Origin of the sequence: Duganella sacchari, from assembly GCF_900143065.1 — a bacterium.
In the GTDB taxonomy this organism is placed as follows: Bacteria; Pseudomonadota; Gammaproteobacteria; order Burkholderiales; family Burkholderiaceae_D; genus Rugamonas; species Rugamonas sacchari.
On the sequence record NZ_FRCX01000005.1, the window covers coordinates 219,079 to 237,281 of the forward strand.

General features: G+C 67.4%; 21 protein-coding genes. All 21 read right to left on the reverse strand.

Going from position 1 to position 18,203, the window contains the following annotated elements; translation table 11 throughout:
• Position 1: 1 nt before the first annotated feature.
• From BUA36_RS12510 to BUA36_RS12610, 21 genes are read right to left on the reverse strand one after another with little or no spacing between them, the layout of a single operon-like run.
• Positions 2-979 carry a FliM/FliN family flagellar motor switch protein gene (locus BUA36_RS12510; RefSeq protein WP_072784939.1) on the reverse strand — a complete coding sequence of 326 codons (978 nt, stop codon included), beginning with the start codon at positions 977-979 and terminating at the stop codon, positions 2-4.
• Positions 976-2,142, reverse strand: coding sequence for a flagellar hook protein FlgE (locus BUA36_RS12515; RefSeq protein ID WP_072784941.1), 1,167 nt, complete (start codon positions 2,140-2,142; stop codon positions 976-978). The genes BUA36_RS12510 and BUA36_RS12515 overlap by 4 nt, the downstream gene beginning before the upstream one ends.
• 35 nt (positions 2,143-2,177) lie before the next feature.
• Positions 2,178-2,591 carry a flagellar hook capping FlgD N-terminal domain-containing protein gene (locus BUA36_RS12520; protein WP_072784943.1) on the reverse strand — a complete coding sequence of 138 codons (414 nt, stop codon included), beginning with the start codon at positions 2,589-2,591 and terminating at the stop codon, positions 2,178-2,180.
• Positions 2,588-3,664 (reverse strand): hypothetical protein, encoded by a 1,077-nt coding sequence (locus BUA36_RS12525; RefSeq protein ID WP_072784945.1) that lies wholly within the window; start codon positions 3,662-3,664, stop codon positions 2,588-2,590. Before BUA36_RS12525 ends, BUA36_RS12520 begins: the two co-directional genes overlap by 4 nt.
• Positions 3,661-4,140 carry a hypothetical protein gene (locus BUA36_RS12530; RefSeq protein WP_139260519.1) on the reverse strand — a complete coding sequence of 160 codons (480 nt, stop codon included), beginning with the start codon at positions 4,138-4,140 and terminating at the stop codon, positions 3,661-3,663. Before BUA36_RS12530 ends, BUA36_RS12525 begins: the two co-directional genes overlap by 4 nt.
• A complete protein-coding gene (locus BUA36_RS12535; RefSeq protein ID WP_072784951.1) occupies positions 4,137-5,459 on the reverse strand; it encodes a FliI/YscN family ATPase in 1,323 nt (440 codons plus the stop codon). The genes BUA36_RS12530 and BUA36_RS12535 overlap by 4 nt, the downstream gene beginning before the upstream one ends.
• Positions 5,456-6,268 (reverse strand): FliH/SctL family protein, encoded by an 813-nt coding sequence (locus BUA36_RS12540; protein WP_072784953.1) that lies wholly within the window; start codon positions 6,266-6,268, stop codon positions 5,456-5,458. The genes BUA36_RS12535 and BUA36_RS12540 overlap by 4 nt, the downstream gene beginning before the upstream one ends.
• Complete coding sequence (locus BUA36_RS30725; RefSeq protein ID WP_072784955.1) at positions 6,265-6,897, reverse strand: hypothetical protein; 633 nt, start codon at positions 6,895-6,897, stop codon at positions 6,265-6,267. The genes BUA36_RS12540 and BUA36_RS30725 overlap by 4 nt, the downstream gene beginning before the upstream one ends.
• Positions 6,894-8,318 (reverse strand): flagellar basal-body MS-ring/collar protein FliF, encoded by a 1,425-nt coding sequence (fliF, locus tag BUA36_RS12550; RefSeq protein WP_072784958.1) that lies wholly within the window; start codon positions 8,316-8,318, stop codon positions 6,894-6,896. The genes BUA36_RS30725 and fliF overlap by 4 nt, the downstream gene beginning before the upstream one ends.
• Positions 8,319-8,352: 34 nt before the next feature.
• Positions 8,353-8,670, reverse strand: coding sequence for a flagellar hook-basal body complex protein FliE (gene fliE / locus BUA36_RS12555; protein WP_072784961.1), 318 nt, complete (start codon positions 8,668-8,670; stop codon positions 8,353-8,355).
• Position 8,671: 1 nt separating this feature from the next.
• Positions 8,672-9,106, reverse strand: a complete 435-nt coding sequence (gene flgC, locus BUA36_RS12560; RefSeq protein WP_072784963.1) for a flagellar basal body rod protein FlgC — start codon at positions 9,104-9,106, stop codon at positions 8,672-8,674.
• A gap of 10 nt (positions 9,107-9,116) precedes the next feature.
• Positions 9,117-9,500, reverse strand: a complete 384-nt coding sequence (locus BUA36_RS12565) for a flagellar basal body protein (protein WP_072784965.1) — start codon at positions 9,498-9,500, stop codon at positions 9,117-9,119.
• A 20-nt stretch (positions 9,501-9,520) separates the two neighbouring features.
• Positions 9,521-10,663 (reverse strand): flagellar basal body P-ring protein FlgI, encoded by a 1,143-nt coding sequence (locus BUA36_RS12570; protein ID WP_072784967.1) that lies wholly within the window; start codon positions 10,661-10,663, stop codon positions 9,521-9,523.
• Positions 10,663-11,241, reverse strand: a complete 579-nt coding sequence (locus BUA36_RS12575; RefSeq protein ID WP_072784970.1) for a flagellar basal body L-ring protein FlgH — start codon at positions 11,239-11,241, stop codon at positions 10,663-10,665. Before BUA36_RS12575 ends, BUA36_RS12570 begins: the two co-directional genes overlap by 1 nt.
• Positions 11,238-12,242: a flagellar basal body P-ring formation chaperone FlgA gene (flgA, locus tag BUA36_RS12580; RefSeq protein ID WP_084560129.1), complete on the reverse strand. Its 1,005-nt coding sequence runs from the start codon at positions 12,240-12,242 to the stop codon at positions 11,238-11,240. Before flgA ends, BUA36_RS12575 begins: the two co-directional genes overlap by 4 nt.
• A gap of 5 nt (positions 12,243-12,247) precedes the next feature.
• Positions 12,248-13,018: a flagellar basal-body rod protein FlgG gene (flgG, locus tag BUA36_RS12585; protein WP_072784975.1), complete on the reverse strand. Its 771-nt coding sequence runs from the start codon at positions 13,016-13,018 to the stop codon at positions 12,248-12,250.
• 27 nt (positions 13,019-13,045) lie between these two features.
• Positions 13,046-13,813, reverse strand: a complete 768-nt coding sequence (locus BUA36_RS12590; RefSeq protein ID WP_072784977.1) for a flagellar hook-basal body protein — start codon at positions 13,811-13,813, stop codon at positions 13,046-13,048.
• A 29-nt stretch (positions 13,814-13,842) separates the two neighbouring features.
• On the reverse strand, positions 13,843-15,891 hold the full coding sequence (flhA, locus tag BUA36_RS12595) for a flagellar biosynthesis protein FlhA (protein ID WP_072784979.1): 2,049 nt from the start codon (positions 15,889-15,891) through the stop codon (positions 13,843-13,845).
• Positions 15,888-16,979: an EscU/YscU/HrcU family type III secretion system export apparatus switch protein gene (locus tag BUA36_RS12600; RefSeq protein ID WP_072784981.1), complete on the reverse strand. Its 1,092-nt coding sequence runs from the start codon at positions 16,977-16,979 to the stop codon at positions 15,888-15,890. The genes flhA and BUA36_RS12600 overlap by 4 nt, the downstream gene beginning before the upstream one ends.
• Entirely contained in the window at positions 16,979-17,794 is an 816-nt protein-coding gene (locus BUA36_RS12605) for a flagellar biosynthetic protein FliR (protein WP_084560130.1), read from the reverse strand. The genes BUA36_RS12600 and BUA36_RS12605 overlap by 1 nt, the downstream gene beginning before the upstream one ends.
• Before the next feature lie 9 nt (positions 17,795-17,803).
• The gene (locus BUA36_RS12610; protein WP_229255693.1) at positions 17,804-18,058 is read right to left on the reverse strand and encodes a flagellar biosynthetic protein FliQ; all 255 of its coding nucleotides are present in this window, start codon (positions 18,056-18,058) and stop codon (positions 17,804-17,806) included.
• Positions 18,059-18,203: the final 145 nt, after the last annotated feature.

Consider the following 18,203-nt stretch of genomic DNA (forward strand, 5'->3'; position numbering starts at 1 on the left):
ATCAATCGGTCCGGCCGCGCGCGGCCGGTTTATCAGTTGCAGGATTGGCCAGCAACGCCAGCGCGCGCTGGCCGTGCTGCTGGCCCAGGAAGCCACGGCAGACCGGCTGGCCACCCGCGCCGGACAGCGTCAGCGGCTGGTCCAGCGCATGCGGCAACAGCAGCACATCGCCGACCGCGAGCGCACGCAGGCTGCCCAGCGTCAGCTCTGGTCCGGACAGTTCGGCGCGCAGCGGCAGCGCCTGTTCCCGCAGGGCGCGCAGCAGCGGCACGGGCCGCGCCGCCGGCGGTGGTGCGGCCCGTGCCGGCGCCGCTGTGCACAGCTGGGTGGCGCAAGCGCCGTTGATCAGCAACTGCCATGGCGCCTGGCCGGCTTGCGCCAGCGGCAGCGTCAACAGCACAGCGCCGGACCACAGGCGGCGATCGTCGCCATCCGGCGACGACGCCGGCACGCCGGCCGAAGCCGGTGTCTCCAGCCGCAGGCCGCGCCGCAGCACCGCCTGAAAATCGTCCCAGGCGGCGCGGCCGATGACCTCGGCCACGGCCGGCTCATCATGCATGGACGCAGCGGCCGGCCGGGCGCCGAACAACGCCAGTTGCACCAGTGAAGAGGCCTGCTCCGCTGCGCTACGGGCGGCGCCCGGCGCGGCGATCCAGGCCCGCGTGCGCGCACCATCGGCATGCAGCGCCAGCCAGGCCTGGCCGGCCAGCGCAGCGCCAGGCGGATCCGAGGGTTGCCCGGCCGCGTCGGCGCTGGTGGCTGATGTGTGGCTGGCGTGGCTGGCGTCGATGCCGTCCAGTCCCCAGCTGGCCGCCCAGCCATGCAGCAGACTGCCAAGCTGCATCGCCAGTCCCTCGAGTTGCGCGGTACTCCAGTGCAGCAAAGGCTGGCCAGCCAGGTCGGCAAACTGCGCCATGGAGGCGTCGCCCTCGCGGACCGGCCGCAACGGCGTGCCCGCGCTTGCGGTAGGCGCCATCATTTACCTTTCATGGCAAACAGTTCCTGCAGCATGTCGTTGGCCGACGAGATGATCTGCGAGGACGCCTGATAGCCGCGCTGGGTAATCACCAGGTCGCTGAATTCCTGCGACAGGTCAACGTTGGAGATTTCCACCATGCCGCTGTGGATGACGCCAAAGGCGCCGTTGCCAGCGGTGCCGCTCTCCCAGGCATGGTTGTCGGTGGCGTCAAACAGGTTGCCGCCGGCCGCCACCACATCGTCGGCCGTCTCGAAGCGGCCCAGCGCCAGCTTGGAACCCTTGACGGTCTGGCCATTGCTGTAGGTGAGCACCAGCGTGCCGGTGGCGTCGAACGTCATGCGCGTCAGCGTGCCGGCCGCGTAGCCGTCCTGGGTGTCCATGGCCAGCAGGGTCTGGCCGGTCGAGGCATAGGAGGTGACGTTGTTGCTGAAGTCGAAGGTCAGCCGCTGCGTGCCCAGTCCTGGCGGATGGTAGTCCCAGACGATCTTGGCATTGGCCGGATCCGGGCGGCCGTTGGTGAAGGTCAGCACGCCAGTGCCCACCTGGGTCGCTCCTTCCAGGAACACCACGCTCCACGGACCGCCGTTGGCGCCCGGCGGCGTAAACTGGGCCGCCAGCTGGTGCTTGCCACCGGCCGAGTCAATCACCGTCAGGTTGCCGATGGTCTGGACGCTGGACGCATCCAGGTTGTTGGTGAAGGTCATGGTGGTAGTGGCCACGGCCGGATTGGTCTTCAGGTTGTTGATCGAGATTTTGACCAGCGCGCCCTGGGCGTTGTAGCCCATCACATTCGACTGGTCGCTGCGGTTCACCAGTTCACCATTGGGATTGAAGACAAACTGGCCGGCGCGCGTGTAGTGCAGCTTGCCGCCAGCGTCGCGCAGCGTGAACATGCCGTCACCGTCCACCGCCAGATCGAGGTCGTTGCCGGTCTGGCGCAACTCGCCCTGCTTGAAGTTGAGCGTGGTGGCGCCGACGTTGAGGCCATAGCCCAGCTGACCGCCGCTACCGCCGTTGCCGGAGGCGTAGAACAGGTCGGAGAATTGCAGGCTGGAGCTCTTGAAGCCCGGCGTGTTGATATTGGTGGTGTTGTTGGCAATCGCGCGCAGGCCGTCCGAGTAGCCGCGCAGACCGGTGATGCCGACATAGATGGAATCGAGCATGATGTCTCCTCTTCGCTAGGTGATGATGGGTGCGCTCACAAGGTGGTACGCACGGCGTTGATCTGGCTCAGGCTCAGGTTGGTGAGCGGGAGTCCGCCACTGGCGGGGGTAATGGAAAACGTCGGCAGCGCGGTGCTGAAATTGAGCGCATTGACGGTGCCGGTGACCTGGCCGCTGCTGGTGGCGACATCGACGATCTTGCCGATCAGTCCCACCGACTGCAGCGCCGACTGGGTGCTGATCAGGGTGTCCATCTTGCTGTTGGTGTCCTGGGCCTGCTGTAGCGCGGTGAACTGCGCCATCTGCGCCATGAAGGCCTGGTTGTCCATCGGCTTGAGCGGGTCCTGGTAAGTCAGCTGGGTCAGCAGGATTTTCATGAAATCCTGTAGTCCCAGGTTGTTGGCTTGCAGATCGGCGCTACCCGCGCCACTTACGGCACCTATACTCATGCTGGCTCCTGATAAAAAGAATAGGACTGGATGGCAGCCAGTGCGGCTGCCTGTTGTGATGGATCGGCCGGCAGCCGGGCGTTGCGGCTGCGCGTTGAGGTTGCTTCCAGGGCGACCGGCTTGCCGTTGCAGATCAGCGCCAGCAGCGGCGTGCCCTGGGCGTCGCAGCTGCGCTGCAACAGTGCACGCAGCTGCGTCAGCCCGTTGGCGTCCAGCTGGCTGTCGCGCACGGCGCCAATCCAGATACGCACGCCCTGCGGCGACCATTCGGCATGCAGGCGCAGCGGCGTATCTTCCGCACCCGCGCCGGCATCGGCCGGTGCGCTGGCGGGCCGCTCGTCCGCCAGCGGCGCCGGCGCGTCGGCAGCGGCGTCCTCCTCCACCGGCCCGGTTTGCGAGGATGGCGTACCCGCCTGCGGCGCTGCGGCGCCCGGCAGTCCCGGCACAGTTGCGCCGGCCGGCGGCGCCACGCTCACGCTGAACTCTGCCTGCCATTGCGGCGCCAGCTCGCGCAGACTGGCTGCCAGCATGGATTGCAAGGCCGCTGCCGCGCTGCCGGCAGCAGCGCCGGACAAGCCTGGCGCCGCCGGAGACGGTAACCCCAATGTGGCCGTACCGGCGTAAGGCACGGTCAGCGCAGGTGGGGCCGCGATGCCCTCGGCCACCAGGCTGTGAGGTGACTGGACGGGATGCTGCGACTGGGCCTGTGGTGCGGCCCCTTCCGCTGTATGCGGTGACGCTGCGGGTGTAGCCAATGTCCGCGCCGTCGCAGCCGCTGCGAACTGGGCGCCATGCGACGGCATGGCACGCGGCCATGAGGCGGCCGGACTGGCACGATTGTCCTGCTGCGTGCTTGCCGCCTGTCGCGCCTGGCCGGAGCTGTCCGCAGCAGACGCCGCCACCTCCGGCCGTGCCGAGGCGGGAAGCAAGCCATGCTGCAGCCAGTCCGTACACTGGGTCTGTTCCATCACGCGCAGCCAGGCCTGCTGCTGCGCTGCCAGCACATCCGCCGCCGCAGACGCCGTGCGCGCTGGCGCGGATGCTGTCAGTGCCGTATCCAGTTCTGTCTTCATGCTTGCGGCTCCGTTTGCGCGTGCCAGACCCTGCGCGCCATCCACTCGCGGTCCATCTCGCTGGCGATGCGGCTGGCCTGCTGCTGGCCGTAGTCCGCCGCAGCCTGTTCGCGGTGCTGCTCCAGCAAGTCCAGCTTGCACTGCAACTGCTGACATAGCACGCGCTGCTCGCGCTCCTGTTCGCGCTTGAACTCCAGCTCGGCGGCCACGCCGAGTATCTCGCCGCGCAACTGCGCCAGGTAAGCCAGGTGACGCTGGTGCCGGGCCAAATCGAAACCCGCCGTCAATTCCCGGCCGCTGGCTTCGCCAAACGCGCGGTAGCGCTGCTCCAGTGCGCGCTGGTGCGCGGCATCGCGGGCGATCGCCTGCTGCTGCACGGCCAGTTGCCGCTGCTGCGCTTCCAGCTGCCAGCGCTGGCGCTCCAGCAGCGGCGCCAGCGCATAACGGAATCCCCTGAGGTCTGCACCACTCATCATCCTGCTCCCTGCTGCAAAATCGTCTCCAGTTCGGCCAGCGCTGCCGCGCGCCCTGAGCCGCCCTCCTGCTGCCGCAACCACGCCTGCAGCGCCGGTTCCAGCGCCAGTGCGCGGTCGATCTGCGCGCTGCTGCCCGCTTCATAGGCGCCAAGGTCGATCATCTGGCGGTTGCGCTCCAACACCGCCAGCTGCTTGACCGCTTCCAGCGCCAGTGCGCGCTCGGCCGCTGTCGCCAGTTCCGGCATCAGACGGCTCGCACTTTGCAGCACGTCGATGGCGGGATACTGGCCCTTGTGCGCAAGCTGCCGCGACAGCACGATGTGGCCATCGAGGATCGCGCGCAGCGCGTCCGACACCGGCTCGTTGAAATCATCGCCGTCCACCAGCACGGTCAGCAGCGCCGTGATGGCGCCGCCGGACGGCGCGGTGCCGCAGCGCTCGCACAGCTCGGGCAGTTCGGCAAACACCGACGGCGTGTAGCCGCGTGCGGTGGGCGGCTCGCCCGCAGCCAGGCCCACTTCGCGCCGCGCCATGGCAAAGCGCGTGATGGAGTCCATGGTCAGCAGCACCTGGCGGCCCTGGTCGCGGAAGTGTTCGGCAATGGCCAGCGCAGCATAGGCCGCGCGCAAGCGCGCCAGCGCCGGCTGATCCGAAGTCGCCACCACCACCACGGAATGCTGGAGACCTTCCGGGCCAATCTGCTTGTCGATGAATTCGCGCACCTCGCGGCCACGCTCGCCGATCAGCGCGATGACGCGGATTTCCGCTTGCACGTGGCGCACCACCATGCCCAGCAAGGTGCTCTTGCCGACGCCACTGCCGGCGAAGATGCCGACGCGCTGGCCCTGGCCCAGCGTCAGCAAACCGTCGATCATGCGGACGCCGGTTTCCAGCACACGGTGGATGCGCGGGCGCTGCATGGGATTGATTGGCGCCGCCTTCAGCGGGCGCATCTCGCGCAGCAGCGGCGCCGGCAAGCCATCCAGCGGCGCGCCAAAACCATCGATCACCCGTCCCAGCAGCGCATCGCCGACGCCGATCTGCGCCTGCCTTCCCTGCGCCACCACTTCGCAGCCGGCGGCCAGGCCGTCAACCGGGCCGTAGGGCATCAGGGTCAGCAAGCCATCGCGCACGCCCACCACTTCCGCCACCACGGGCGCGGCGCCGGGCGCCTGGCTGGCGATGCGGCACAACTCACCGATGCCCGCTTCCGGTCCGGCGGATTCGATGGCCTGGCCGCGAATCTGCCGCACCTGGCCGACACGGCGCACCAGTTCGGCCTCGCCCAGAGCCTGGCGGCAGGCGTCGAGCAGCTTCATGCTTGCACCTCCGGCTGGCTGTCAATGGCCTGCGCATGGGCGCGGCGCTGCTGCATGAGCAGGTCTTTGAGCAGCGCCAGTTGCGCTTCCAGACGCGCATCCAGGCTGCCCTGCTGCGCGCGCAGGATGGCGCCACCCAGTTTGACCTGGGGATCGGCCACCAGTTGCACGCCATCGATACCGGCGCCTTGCGGGTCAGCGGCCAGCATGGCCAGGTCGTCGGCATGCAGATGCACGGTCAGGCCGCGCTGCGTGCGCAGCCGCGCGGCCGCCTGCCGCAGCAACTGGCGCAGGCCATCCGGCGTGGCGGCAGCGCTGCCCGCCATCTGGCAAACGGCTTCGAAACACAGCGCCACCATGTCGTCCTCGGCGTCGGCCACGCGTGCGGCCAGCTGTTCCGGGATGGTGCGCAGCAAGGCGTCCAGCGCGGCGATACGCTGCTCAACTTCGGCGCGCGCTGCCTGCCGGGCTGCTTCGCGGCCCTGTTCCAGTCCCTGCTGATAGGCGGCCGATTTGTCGCGTGTTTCGGCTGCCTTGCGTTCGGCCATCTGGCCTTCCAGCCAGCCTTTGGCATGGCCCTGTTTGAAGCGTTCGTGCAGGCGGGTTTCTTCTGCGGCGCTTAACTGTGCTGGCGCCGGTGCCGGTGCGGGTAGCGGCGCAGAGCCAGTGGCGGCCGCAGGAACGGCGGCAGGCGCCACTGCGCTCACCGCTGCTTTCGCCGTGGGGCGCGGCAGCACATGCGGCCGCATGCCCAGCGTGATATCACGCAGCACCACCAGGCTGTCGTCGAGATGGCTGGCCTTAATCATGCCCAACTCCTGGTCACGCTGCGTCGCCACCATCCGCCCCAGCGGCCGGCGCTGGCGGCAACCGGCGCCGGTGCGCTGGCGGGCAGTGCCGGCTGTACCCGCAGGCGCTGGTACAACGTCATCATCAGGCAGGCCGCCAACTGGGCCGCCGCCACATCCGTCTGCGGCAAGGCACGCAAGCGCTGCAGTTGCGCCAGAATGCGCTGCCGCTGCGGCGCACCGAAATGCGACAGCAACTGCGCCTGCCAATGCCAGTCGCGCAGGTGCAGCAGCCATGCCACCAGCGCCTCCGGTTCCGCCATCAGCAGCTGGGCCAGGCCCGCCGGGTCGGCCAGTTGCAGCGCCTGCTCTGCCTGACGTGCCATCGCCCCGGCATCGGTGCCGGTGTTCCCGCCTGCCACATCCGCTGCGCTGACCGGACTGGTTTGCTGTGCACGGTGCTGGCGCAGCGCTTCCTGCAGCAGCGCCGGATCTGCCGGGATGCCCAGTGAGTTCAACTCATCCAGCAACTGGCGTACCGCCGCGCGCTGATCTGGCGCCAGTTGGGACAGCAGCCAGTCGCGGTCGCGCGGCGCCATCGCGTGCAGTGTCAGCGCCGTGCGGCGCAAGCCTGTCGCACTGAAATTCACAGCACGTCCTCCGCTTCATGTGGCCGGCGCAGCCAGTGCTGGACCTGTTCCAGTGCGGCGCGGCGCTGGGCATCGCTCAAGGCGGGCGGCGCCGGCGAGCGGCGGCGGGCCGCCAGCAGTACCGCCGTCAGCACCACCAGCACGGCCAGACCACCCAGGCTGACCACCACCGGATGCAGGCCATTGCCCGCGACCGGCGCTGAAGCGGTACCGCCGGCCGCAGCTTGCGCTGGCAATGGCTCGGGCTGCGCTGCCGGCGCTGGCGTGGCCAGGCCGTCCAGGCACTGCACCTCGACGGTGTCGCCACGCTGTTCCGACAGGCCCGCTGTGGTGGCGACAATGCGCCGCACCTGGTCCAGCTGGTCCAGGCTCAGCGACTTGTAGACCACCGCCACCACGTGCAGATGCTGTATCGAACCCGGCTGGCTGACGATCTGCTCCACGCGCCGCCCCACCTGGTAGTCCAGCTCATGCTGCGAACTGCCGCCCTTGGCCGCTTCGGCCGCCTTCACGTCCAGCGGTGCGCCGCTTTCATGGATGCTTTCGCGTTCGCGGACGATGACGCCAGTCGGCGTCTGGCCGCTTTTGGCGGGTGGCGCCACCACGCTTTCCTGCGTGGCGCGCACCTGGTCCATATTCAACGTGGCGTCCACACTGGCCACGGTCTGGCCGGCGCCAAAGGTCTTGTCCAGCACCTCGGCCACCTTGCGCGCCAGGTACTGTTCGGTTTCCTTTTTCAGGTCCAGCTGGCTGCCGCCGGGACTATCGCCCTCGGTCTCGGACGGCGCCCGCGTCAGCGCTACGCCATGCTGGTCAACGATGGTCACGTCCTGCACCGCCATGCCCGGCATGGCGGCCGCCACCAACCGCTGGATGCCCGTGATCTGGTCCTTGTGCAGCAACTGGCCGGGCTTGAGCGTGACCGTGATGGCGGCCTTGGGCCGGTTATTCTGCTGGCGGAACAGCCCCTGCTCCGGCAGCGCCAGATGCACGCGCACGTCGCGGATTTCCGCCAGCGCCATGATGGTGCGCGTGAGCTCGCCCTGCAGCGCACGCTGGTAATTGATCTTCTGCGCGAATTCGGTCATGCCGAAATCGGTATTGTTGAACAGCTCAAACCCCACCGCGCCATGCAGCGGCAACTCCTTGTCCATGACCTTCAGCCGCACACGGTGCACGGCATCCTTGTCAACCAGGATGGTGGTGCCGTTGTCGCCAAGCTGATAAGGCGTTTTCAGCCGCTCCAGTTCGGTCACGATGGCCGCGCTGTCCTGCGGCGTGAGGTCGGCAAACAGCACGCGGTACTCGGTTTTGAGCAGCCACCATCCGGCCACGCCAGTCGCACCGGCGAGCAGCAGCACGCTCACCACCAGGCTGACGCGCGCACCCTTACTCAAGTTATCCCAAAAGCCATTCAGCAAGATAATCTCCAACTTATAGTTACGTTGATACCGCTTAAATCTGCATCCGCATCACATCCTGATAGGCTTCCAGCAGGCGGCTGCGGACCTGCATCATGAGCTGGAAGGACAGGCGTGATTCTTCCAGATTCACCATCACCTGGTGCAGGTTGACGGACTGGCCGAGCGCCAGCGCCTGCGTCTCCGACTGGCTATGCAGCAGCGCCTGATTGACCTGCTCCAGGCCGTGCGTCACCATGCTGCCGAAGCCGCCGCCCAATGGCGCCACGGCCGGCAGCGCCGACGCCGACACCGGCGAAGCGATGGGCGCGAGCGTGGGCAGGGCCAGCGGTGCGATGCTCTCAATGCTCATCTCAGCCTCCGATATCCAGGGTCTTGAGCGCCATGCTGCGCGCTGCGTTCATGGCGGCCACATTGGCTTCGTAGGAGCGCATGGCCGCCATGATGGTGGTCATTTCAGCGGCGGCGTCCACGCCGGCATACGTGACCACGCCGCGCGCATTGGCCAGCGGATTGCCTGGTTCATACACTTCGCGCGGCGCCTGCTCCGAGGGCTCGACGCTGACCACGCTGCCGGCCGCATTCGACTGGCCCAGCGCCAGCAGGCTGGCAAAGGACGCACCGTGTAATCCCACGTGGCGCGCCAGTACCCGCATCGGGTGATAGCCCTGGCCGTCCGCCCCCACCACGGTGTTGGCGTTGGCGAGATTGAGGGCGGCGACATCGACCCGGCTGCGTTCAATCTGCATGCCGGCCGCGCTGATGGCGAAACTCTGGCTGTAATCCATGGATAGCTCCTTAGCGCTTGCCGTCGCTGACGGCGGTGGACAGGATGGCGTAGTGGCGCGACAGCGCCTTGAGCAGGGCCTGGTAGTGCACCGTATTGCGCGCCAGGTCGGCCATTTCGGCATCGAGCTGCACCGGTTCCGGCATGCCGCCCGCGTGCGTCACGCTGACCATGCGCGGCGCCAGGCCGCTGAGGCTGGACAAGGCCACGCTGCCGTCGTCGGCCAGGCTGCGCTGCGCCTGCTGCAGCTGGTCTTCAAAACTCACGCGCTGGCGCACGTAGCCCACGCTGCCCGCATTGGCAATGTTGGCGGCAATCGCCTGCTGGCGCAGACTGGCCGCATCCAGCGCCAGCAGCAGGCTGGCGCGCGTGGCGTGGTCAATGGCGTCGATCATAAATACTCCTGTCGCTGGGGTTATTGCACAATCAGTTCGGCATGCAGCGCGCCCGCTGCCTTGATCGCGCGCAGTATCGAAATCACGTCGCGGGTGCTGGTCTTGAGCTTGGCCAGCGCCTGCACCAGGTCGCCCACCGTGCCGCTGCCGTTGACGAAGCCGGCGCCGTTCGGCTCGTCCACCTCAACCCGCGTATTGGTGACGATGGCCGTGCGGACGCCGGCGCCCGCATTGCCGATGAAGTAAGGCTGGGAGGCGCTGTTCTCGCTGCTGATGGTGAGCTTGAGATCACCCTGCGAAATCGCCACCCTGGCAATGCGGACGTCACCGCCCGCCACCAGCGTGCCGGTGCGCTCATTGATGACCACGCGGGCGCGGCGGTCCGGCTCGACCATCACGTTTTCCACCTGGGCCAGAAACTCGACCAGGCCGGCGCGCTGTGCTTCCGGCACGGCGATATCGATGCCGGCGGCGTCATGCGCGTGCGCCAGCGTGGCGCCGAACTGGCTGTTGATGGCGCTGGCCACGCGCGCCGCCGTGGTGTAGTCGGCCTCCGACAGCACAAAGGTCACACGCTGATCCGGCCGCAGCACCGAAGCATCCACGCCCACCTCGACGATGGCGCCGCCCGGCACCGAGGCTGACGTGGCATGGTTTTTCTGTACCACGTTGCCGTTGGCGTCGTAGCGGTAGCCGCCCACCGACAGCTGGCCCTGGGCCAGCGCATACACACGGCCGTTGGCGCCCTTGAGCGGGGTTTGCAGCAGGCTGCCGCCGACCAGGCTGCGCGCGTCGCCGGCCGATGTCACCGTGATGTCGAGCGCATCGCCTTCGCGCGAGAACGGCGCCAGCGTGGCCGCTACCAGTACCACGGCCACGTTGCGGCTTTGTACCTGCTCAGGGGGCACGCTCAGGTTGAACTGGGTCAGCGCATTCGCCAGCGCCTGGCGCGTGACGCGGTTGTTGGCCGAATCGCCGCTGCCGGCCAGGCCGGTAACGATGCCGTAGCCGATCAGCGCGTTGTCGCGCCAGCCTTGCACATGTCCCAGGTCCTTGACGCGGATCGCCTCGCCGCTATTGCGGACATCCTTGGGCACGGCGGCGCCAGCCACACCGGCCACCGCCAGCAGCGCCGCCAGCGTCAAAGCATGCAGCGCCCGCATCACAGGCCCATCCAGTCGAGGAAGCCGCGCCACCAGCTGCGCCGCTGGCGGTCGCTCAGCTCGCCCTGCCCCAGGTAGGTGATGCGCGCGTCCGCCAGCCGGGTTGACTGCACCACGTTGCCGTCACTGATGTCGGACGGCCGCACCCGGCCCTGCAGATTGACGCGCTGCTGCTCGTCATTGATGGTCAGCACCTGTTCGCCGCCCACCAGCAGGTCGCCATTCGGCTGCACCGCCGTCACGCTGACGGTCAGCGTGGTCAGGAAGCGGTTGCTGCGCTGGGTATGGCCGCCGCCGTCGAAGTCGCCGCCGGCGTTGAGCGTGAACTGCTTGCCGTTGCCATCGGTGTGGGCATAGCCGGCGCTCAGGTTGTTCTTGCGCCGCGTGCCGGTGTCGGCGCTGGAGGTGGCGCTGGCGTTTTCAAACACCTGGATGGTCAGGATGTCACCGGCCTGGTGGGCCTTGTGGTCGGCGGCGGGCGCGCTGTAGCTGCCCTCGCGGTACAGGCTTTCGGCGCCGGCCTGGCCCGACGCCAGCACCAGCACGGACCACAGCATGGAAGTCAATCGCTTCATCATTCAACCTCGACAGTTCCGGCGCCCGTCACGCGCACCATGATGGAATGGGGAGAGCCGGGCGCCTGCACGGCCACCTTCTGGCCCAGCACGCCGTCCTGCAGTGCGCGCGCGGTGCGCGACAGGGCCACCTGCCCCGCCACCAGGGACAGCTGCACCTGGTCGCCGCTGCACACCGGTGGTACGGCTTCGCTGTTGGCGGCGTCCAGCGCCACGCCGGGCGCCACCGCGCGGCGCAGGCGTACGCCCTGGGCCAGCGCCGCCCAGAGCTGGGCGGTATCGCGCTGCGGCCATGGCCGGGCCAGGCCGGCCAGGTCGGTTTCGCCCGCTTCCACATCATCAGCGCGCACCCGGTTGCCGGCTGCCAGCGCATGGCGCGCCAGCAGCGCCGGCGCCGGCGCCGTCACGCGGTAGCGCAGCGGCACGGCGCGCAGCATGCGGCCCTGCTGCCACAGTTCGACCCAGACCCACATCTGGCGGGCCGGCCGTTGTGCCGGCGTAAAGGCGCGGGGCCGCAGTTCCAGCACGCCTGATGGCAGGCCGGGCAGCTCCTCGTCGCTGGCCAGCGTCACGCTGGGATGGCTGCTCCACTGGCCCAGCCAGGACAGCAAGGCGGCGCGCGCCAACGGCTGCAAGCGCGCAGCCGCGCTGGCATCGGCGGCGCCGGAGATGTGCGCCACCGCGCTGCCGCGCCAGTCGATCTGTCCGGCGGGCCAGCCGGCATAAGCACGTATCCAGTGCTCGATGGTGTGGCGCGGCAGCGCCAGCGTAGCGCCCGCAGCGGGCGCCGCGCCCAGCGGCAGGCGTGCCAGGCGTGCCAGCAGCGCCGGTTCGGCGCCGCTCAGCGTGGCGATGTCGCCCAGCTGTAACTGCGCCTGCGACACCGTTGCCGCAGAACGCAGTTCAACCGTGAGCGCCTGCGCAGGTACGGCCGCGATCGCCGCACCCAGCAGCAATGCGGCCCCAGCGCAGCGCAGCGGCAGGCAGCGGAAGAACATTGGCATCGCGCTTACTTCCGCATATTGTTGACCATCGCCAGCAGCTCATCCGAGGCCTGGACCACTTTCAGGCTGGACTCGTAGGCGCGCTGGGCCAGCATCAGATTGGTCATCTCGTCGACCATCTTGACGTTGGAGGTTTCCAGGAAGCCCTGCATGAGCTGTCCGGCGCCATCGCCCGCCAGCGGCGCGCCAGCAGCGTCGGTGGCGCGGTACAGATTGTCGCCCTGGCGGTCCAGCTGCGCCGGATTGAGGAAGCGCACCAGCTCCAGCTGCCCCACTTCGGCCGGCGTGCTCTGGCCGGCAAGCGTGACCTGCACCCGGCCATCGTTGCCGATGACGATGGACTGCATGGTTTCCGGCACCGCAATGGCGGGTTTGAGCGGATAGCCGTTCGCCGTCGCCAGCAGGCCGTCGCGGTTGACCTTGAGCGAGCCGCCGCGCGTGTAGGCCCGGCTGCCATCCGGCATGCTCACTTCCAGAAAACCGTCGCCCTGAATCGCCAGGTCGAGCGGCACTTCGGTCTTCTTCAGGTCGCCCGCGTCGAACTGCTGGCTGACGCGCAGCACGCCCACGCCGGCGCCGGCATTCTGCAGGCCGCGCAGCAGGCTGGCGTCGGCGCCGGCGACCGGCGCCACGCTGCCGCCCACCAGGTCGGTAAAGCTCAGGCGCGCCTTCTTGAAGGCGGTGGTATTGGTGTTGACCAGGTTGTTGGCGATGGTGTCCACATTCATCTGCTGCGCCTGCATGCCGGTGGCGCCGATGTAAAAAGCGTCGTTCATGATTGCTCCTGTCAAGGTGGCGGCGGTTTAAACGTCGCCCAGTTTGCGGATGGCGGTGCCCAGCATTTCGTCGTAGCCCTGCAGCACGCGCTGCATGGATTCGAAATGGCGCATGGTCTGCATCAGCTGCACCATTTCCTGCATCGAGCTGACGTTGGCGTTTTCCAGATAGGACTGGCGCAGCTGGATGTCGGTGTCGTCCAGCACGTTGGCGGCGCCGCTGCCGGCCAGCAGTCCGCTGCCGAGGCGCGCCATGTGGGTGCTGTCGTCAAAGCGCACGATCTTGAGCTGGTCCAGCGCCTGCAGCACGCCGTTGTCATCGGTCACGCTGACCTTGCCGTTGCTGTCGATCTGCGGCTGGGCGCCGTTGAGGAATAGCTCGCCGCCCTTGCCCATCACCGGATCACCCTGCGCCGTCACCAGGCGGCCGCGCGCATCGAGCTGGAAATTGCCCTGGCGCGTATAGGCCGAGCCCTCAGCCGTGGCGACCTCGAAGTAGCCGGGACCATCCAGCGCCAGGTCCAGCGCATTGCCGGTGGCGCGCAGCGTGCCGGGACGGTTGTCATTCAGTACTTCGGGCAGCGGCGCGCGCAAGACCAGCTCGCTATCGACGCCATTCAGCAGCGCTGCGTTCGGCGCGAGATGGCCGGCCACCAGCGTGGCAAACGGCCGGCTGGCCGGGACCGCGCGCTGGTAGCCCGGGGTCAGGGTATTGGTCAGATTCATGGCAATGCGGTCCAGACTGTTCATGTCCTGGTGCATGGCGTGCAATCCGATGGCAAGTACTGGCTGCATTGGTCAACTCGCTTTTCAGGGTGGCGGCGTTACAGGCTGATGACGCCGAAGGATTTCAATTCGATATTGGGCGGTACTTCGGCCATCGACAGCACGCGCAGATGCGGCATGACACGTTCCGACAGCGTGCGGACATGGCGCCGCAGCTCCGGCGCGCACAGCAGCACCGGCAGCAGATTGTTCTTCATCATTTTCTCGGCATGCTGCACCAGCCGCATCACAAACTGCTCGGTCAGACGCGGGTCCAGCATGGCGGCGGTGCCCGCGCTGCGCAGCGCCATCAGGCTTTGCAGGAACTGGCTTTCGACGGCCGGGTCCAGCGTCATCACTTGCAGCGCGGTGGTTTCGCCCAGCAAGCCCTGGCAGATGGCCTGACCCAGGCGGTGGCGCACCAGCTCCGTCAGGTGCAGCACGTCCTTGTTGTGGCGGCCGGCATCGGCCAGCGTTTCCAGGATGGCGTCCAGGTGGCGGATCGAGACTTTTTCGCGCAGCAGGTGCTGCAGCACTTTCTGTACATCGCTGACCGCCAGCACGGTCGGGATCAGCTCTTCCACCAGCCCCGGCTGGCTCTGGCGCGCACGCAGCAGCAAGCGCTCGGTTTCAGCGCGCGTCAACAGCAAGGCGCTTTCCCGCCGCAGCACTTCGGTCAGATGGGTGATGAATACGGTCTGGGCATCAACCAGCGTGTAGCGCGCCACGCTGGCCGCCTCGCGCTGGCTCTCCTCGATCCACAGCGCCGGCAGGCCATAGGTCGGGTCGCGCGTGGGTTCGCCCGGCACCGAACGCAGGTCGCCGGAAGGATGGATCGCCAGCAGGCGGTCGGCGCGCGCCTCGCCGCGTGCCGACAGCGCACCATCGAGGTAGATTTCATAACGCTCCGGCGCCAGCCGCGCCGACTCCTTGAAGCGCACGCGCGGCAGCACCAGTCCCAGGTCCTGCGCATGCTGCTTGCGGAAGGCCGTGATGCGCTCCATGAACAGGCCGCCCGGCTGGCGTACCAGCGGCGCCCAGTGGCTGCCGATATGCACTTCGATCGGCTCCACCGGCAGCGCCGCGTACGGATCGTCGGAGGGGGTGTCGTCGGCCTCCTCTTCGGTCGCCTCCGCCGCGGCGTCGGCCGCAGGCGTGTTGCGGTACACCAGCCATGCAACCAGCAGCACGCCGCACAGCAGGCACAGCGTCGGCAGCACCGGCATGCCGGGCAGGAAGGCCAGGCCGCACAACGCAGTGGCCACCATGAGCAGGGTCTTGGGATAGGAAATAATCTGCCGCAGCACTTCCTGGCTCAGGTTGCCGTCCGCAGCCGAGCGCGTGACGATGATGCCGGTGCCCACCGCGATCACCAGCGCCGGCAGCTGGGTGACGATGCCGTCGCCGATGGTCAGCAGCGTGTAGGTCTGCAGCGCCTGGCTCCACGGCATGCCATGCTGCATGACGCCGATCACCAGCCCGCCGACGATGTCGATGAGCAGGATCACGATGCCGGCAACCGCGTCGCCCTTGACGAACTTGCTGGCGCCGTCCATGGCGCCGTAGAACGCGGCTTCCTTTTCGACGTCCTGGCGCCGGCGCTGGGCTTCGGCCTGGTCGATGAAACCCATGTTGAGGTCGGCATCAATGCTCATCTGCTGGCCCGGCATGCGGTCCAGCGTGAAGCGCGCCGCCACTTCCGACACGCGCTGCGCGCCCGAGGTCACCACCACGTACTGCACCACAATCAGGATCAGGAACACGATCAGGCCGATCACGTAATTGCCGCCCACCACGTAGGAGCCGACCGCGCTGATGACCTTGCCGGCGTCGCCTTCGGACAGGATCAGGCGCGTGGCGGCCACGTTCAACGACAGGCGGAACAGCGTGGCGATCAGCAGCAGCGAAGGAAAGGTGGAAAACTCCACCGGCCGCGCCATGTAAAACGTCAGCAGCAGGATCAGGAAGCCGAAGCTGAAATTGCCGAGGATGAGGAAGTCCAGCAGCGCCGACGGAATCGGCGCAAACAGCACCACCAGCACCGCCAGCACCAGCAGCACGATGGCAATGTCGCTATGCTTGCCGAACAGTTTGGCGAGCGCGTTCATGCCTGCGTCTCCGCTGGCTGCTGCCGCGCCTGGCGCATGGCAAACACCCAGACGATGATGCGCGCCACCTCGGCATACAGATTGGGCGGCACCGGTTGTTCCAGCGCCAGTTCGCGGAACAGCCGGCGGGCCAATGGCGCGTTCTGCACGATGGGAATGTGGTGGCGCGTGGCGATCTGGCGCATCTGCGCTGCCAGCACACCCGCACCCTTGGCCAGCAGCTGCGGCGAACGCATCTCGCCATGCACGTAGCGCAGCGCGACGGCCACATGGGTGGGATTGGTAATCAGCACATCCGCCTCGCGCGTGCGCTGGGCCGACTGGCTGCGCTTGAGCATTTCATTGCGCAGCTGGCGCAGGCGCGAACGGATGCGCGGATCGCCCTCGCGCTGCTTGACCTCATCCTTGAGCTCGCGCTTGCTCATCCGCATGCGCTTGGCAAACTGGCGGCCCGTGTACACCAGGTCCACCACGGCCAGCAGCCCCAGCATCAGCGCCATTTTCATGCCCAGCGCGGCAATGTCGCCCAGCAGGGTTTGCAGATAGTCGTGCGGCGTCAGCGCGGACAGGAAAAAGAACTGCTGACGCAGCAGGTCGCGCAGCGCATACACCACGACCATGGTCAGCAGCACCAGTTTGGCGCAGGCGCGCGCCGCGTCGAACAGCGTGCGGACCGACAGGATTTTCTTCATGCCGTTGACCGGGTTGAGACGGTCCCAGTCCGGCTTGAGCGGTTCCATTGCCAGCAGCGGGCCGGTCTGCATCAGGTTGGCGGCAATTGCGGCCAGCATCAGCGCGCCAAACAGCGGCCCGGTCAAGGCCAGGTAGTGGCGCCCCATGTGGCCGGCCAGGTGCCAGAACACCGCATGGTCGAGGCGCAGCTGGTCGGCCATCTGCAGCAGGGCCTGGTCAAAGCGCATCAGGCTGGCCAGACTGTCCCAGCCGCGCGCATAGATGTACACCAGCGCCACCGCCAGCACGGTGGCGGAAATGATCTCGCTGCTCTTGGAAACCTGGCCGCGCTCGCGCGCCTTCTGCAGTTTGTACGGACTCGCAGCCTCGCTGCGGTCCAGGTCCTGTTCCGCCATCAGCCGCCCCCCGCCGACAGGAACAGCGCATCCCAGCCGGTATAGATGCTGTTGTAGATGCGCGCCATGGCGGCGCTGGCGCCGCCCTGCCACCAGCCCAGCGCCGCCAGCCCGACGACAATCTTGACCGGAATTCCCATCGCAAACATATTCATCTGCGGCATGCTGCGCGACAGGATGCCCAGCGCAATCTCGGTCAACAGGATGCAAAACACCACCGGCGCGGCCAGCGCCATGCCCAGCGTGAACAGGCCCGCCACCTGGCGCAGCACCACCGGCAGCGCCGCCGCCACGGTCCACGCATGGCCGACCGGAAAGCGTTCCAAACTATACGCAAGGCCGCGCAGCAGGGCGTGATGGCCGTCGGTCAAAAAAAACACCAGCACGGCCAGCTGTTCGAACAGGGACGTCAGGATCGGCAGCTGGCGGCGCGTCACCGGGTCCAGCACCTGCGGAATGCCAAAGCCAATCTGCACATCAAGCACGCGGCCGGCCAGCGAGAACGCGCCAAACGCCAGCTGCACGCCGAGCGCCAGCAGCGCGCCCAGCGCCGCCTCGCCCAGCATGGCGCTGGCCAGGGCGCCGGGCGGCAACGGCGCCGATGGCACCGCCAGGCCGCCGGCCAGCGCCAGCGACAGGCCCAGCACCAGCAGCGCGCGCACCACGGCCGGCATGGTGATGGCATACAGCATCGGCGTCATCAGGAACACCACGCCCAGCCGGACCGACACCAGCAGGGGCGAGGCCAGCGCCGGCGGCACGCTGTCGCCCGCATACGGCGCAGACACGGCAAAGGATGACCACAAGGCTTGCATGGCGCCCGCTCAGAACATGGAAGGAATGGCCGACCACAGCTGGATCGCAAACTGGGTCAGCTTGCGCAGCATCCAGGGGCCAAAAAAGATCAGGGCAGCGCCGGCGGTCAGCAGCTTGGGAATGAAGGTCAGCGTCATCTCTTGCACCTGAGTAATAACCTGCACCACGCTGATGAGCAGGCCGACCAGCATGGTCAGGCCCAGCACGGGAGCACAGACCAGCAAGCCGGTCAGGAACAGGTCCGCCATCATGTGTAATGCCATATCTGGATGCATTTCTTGACCTGTCCCAAGTAATCAGAACGACAATATAACTAGGTATGAATAATTGTCATAAACAATATAACTATAAACAACTTACCCATTACATCAGTTTATTGCGCCATGGTCAACAGTTATTTTTTTGAAA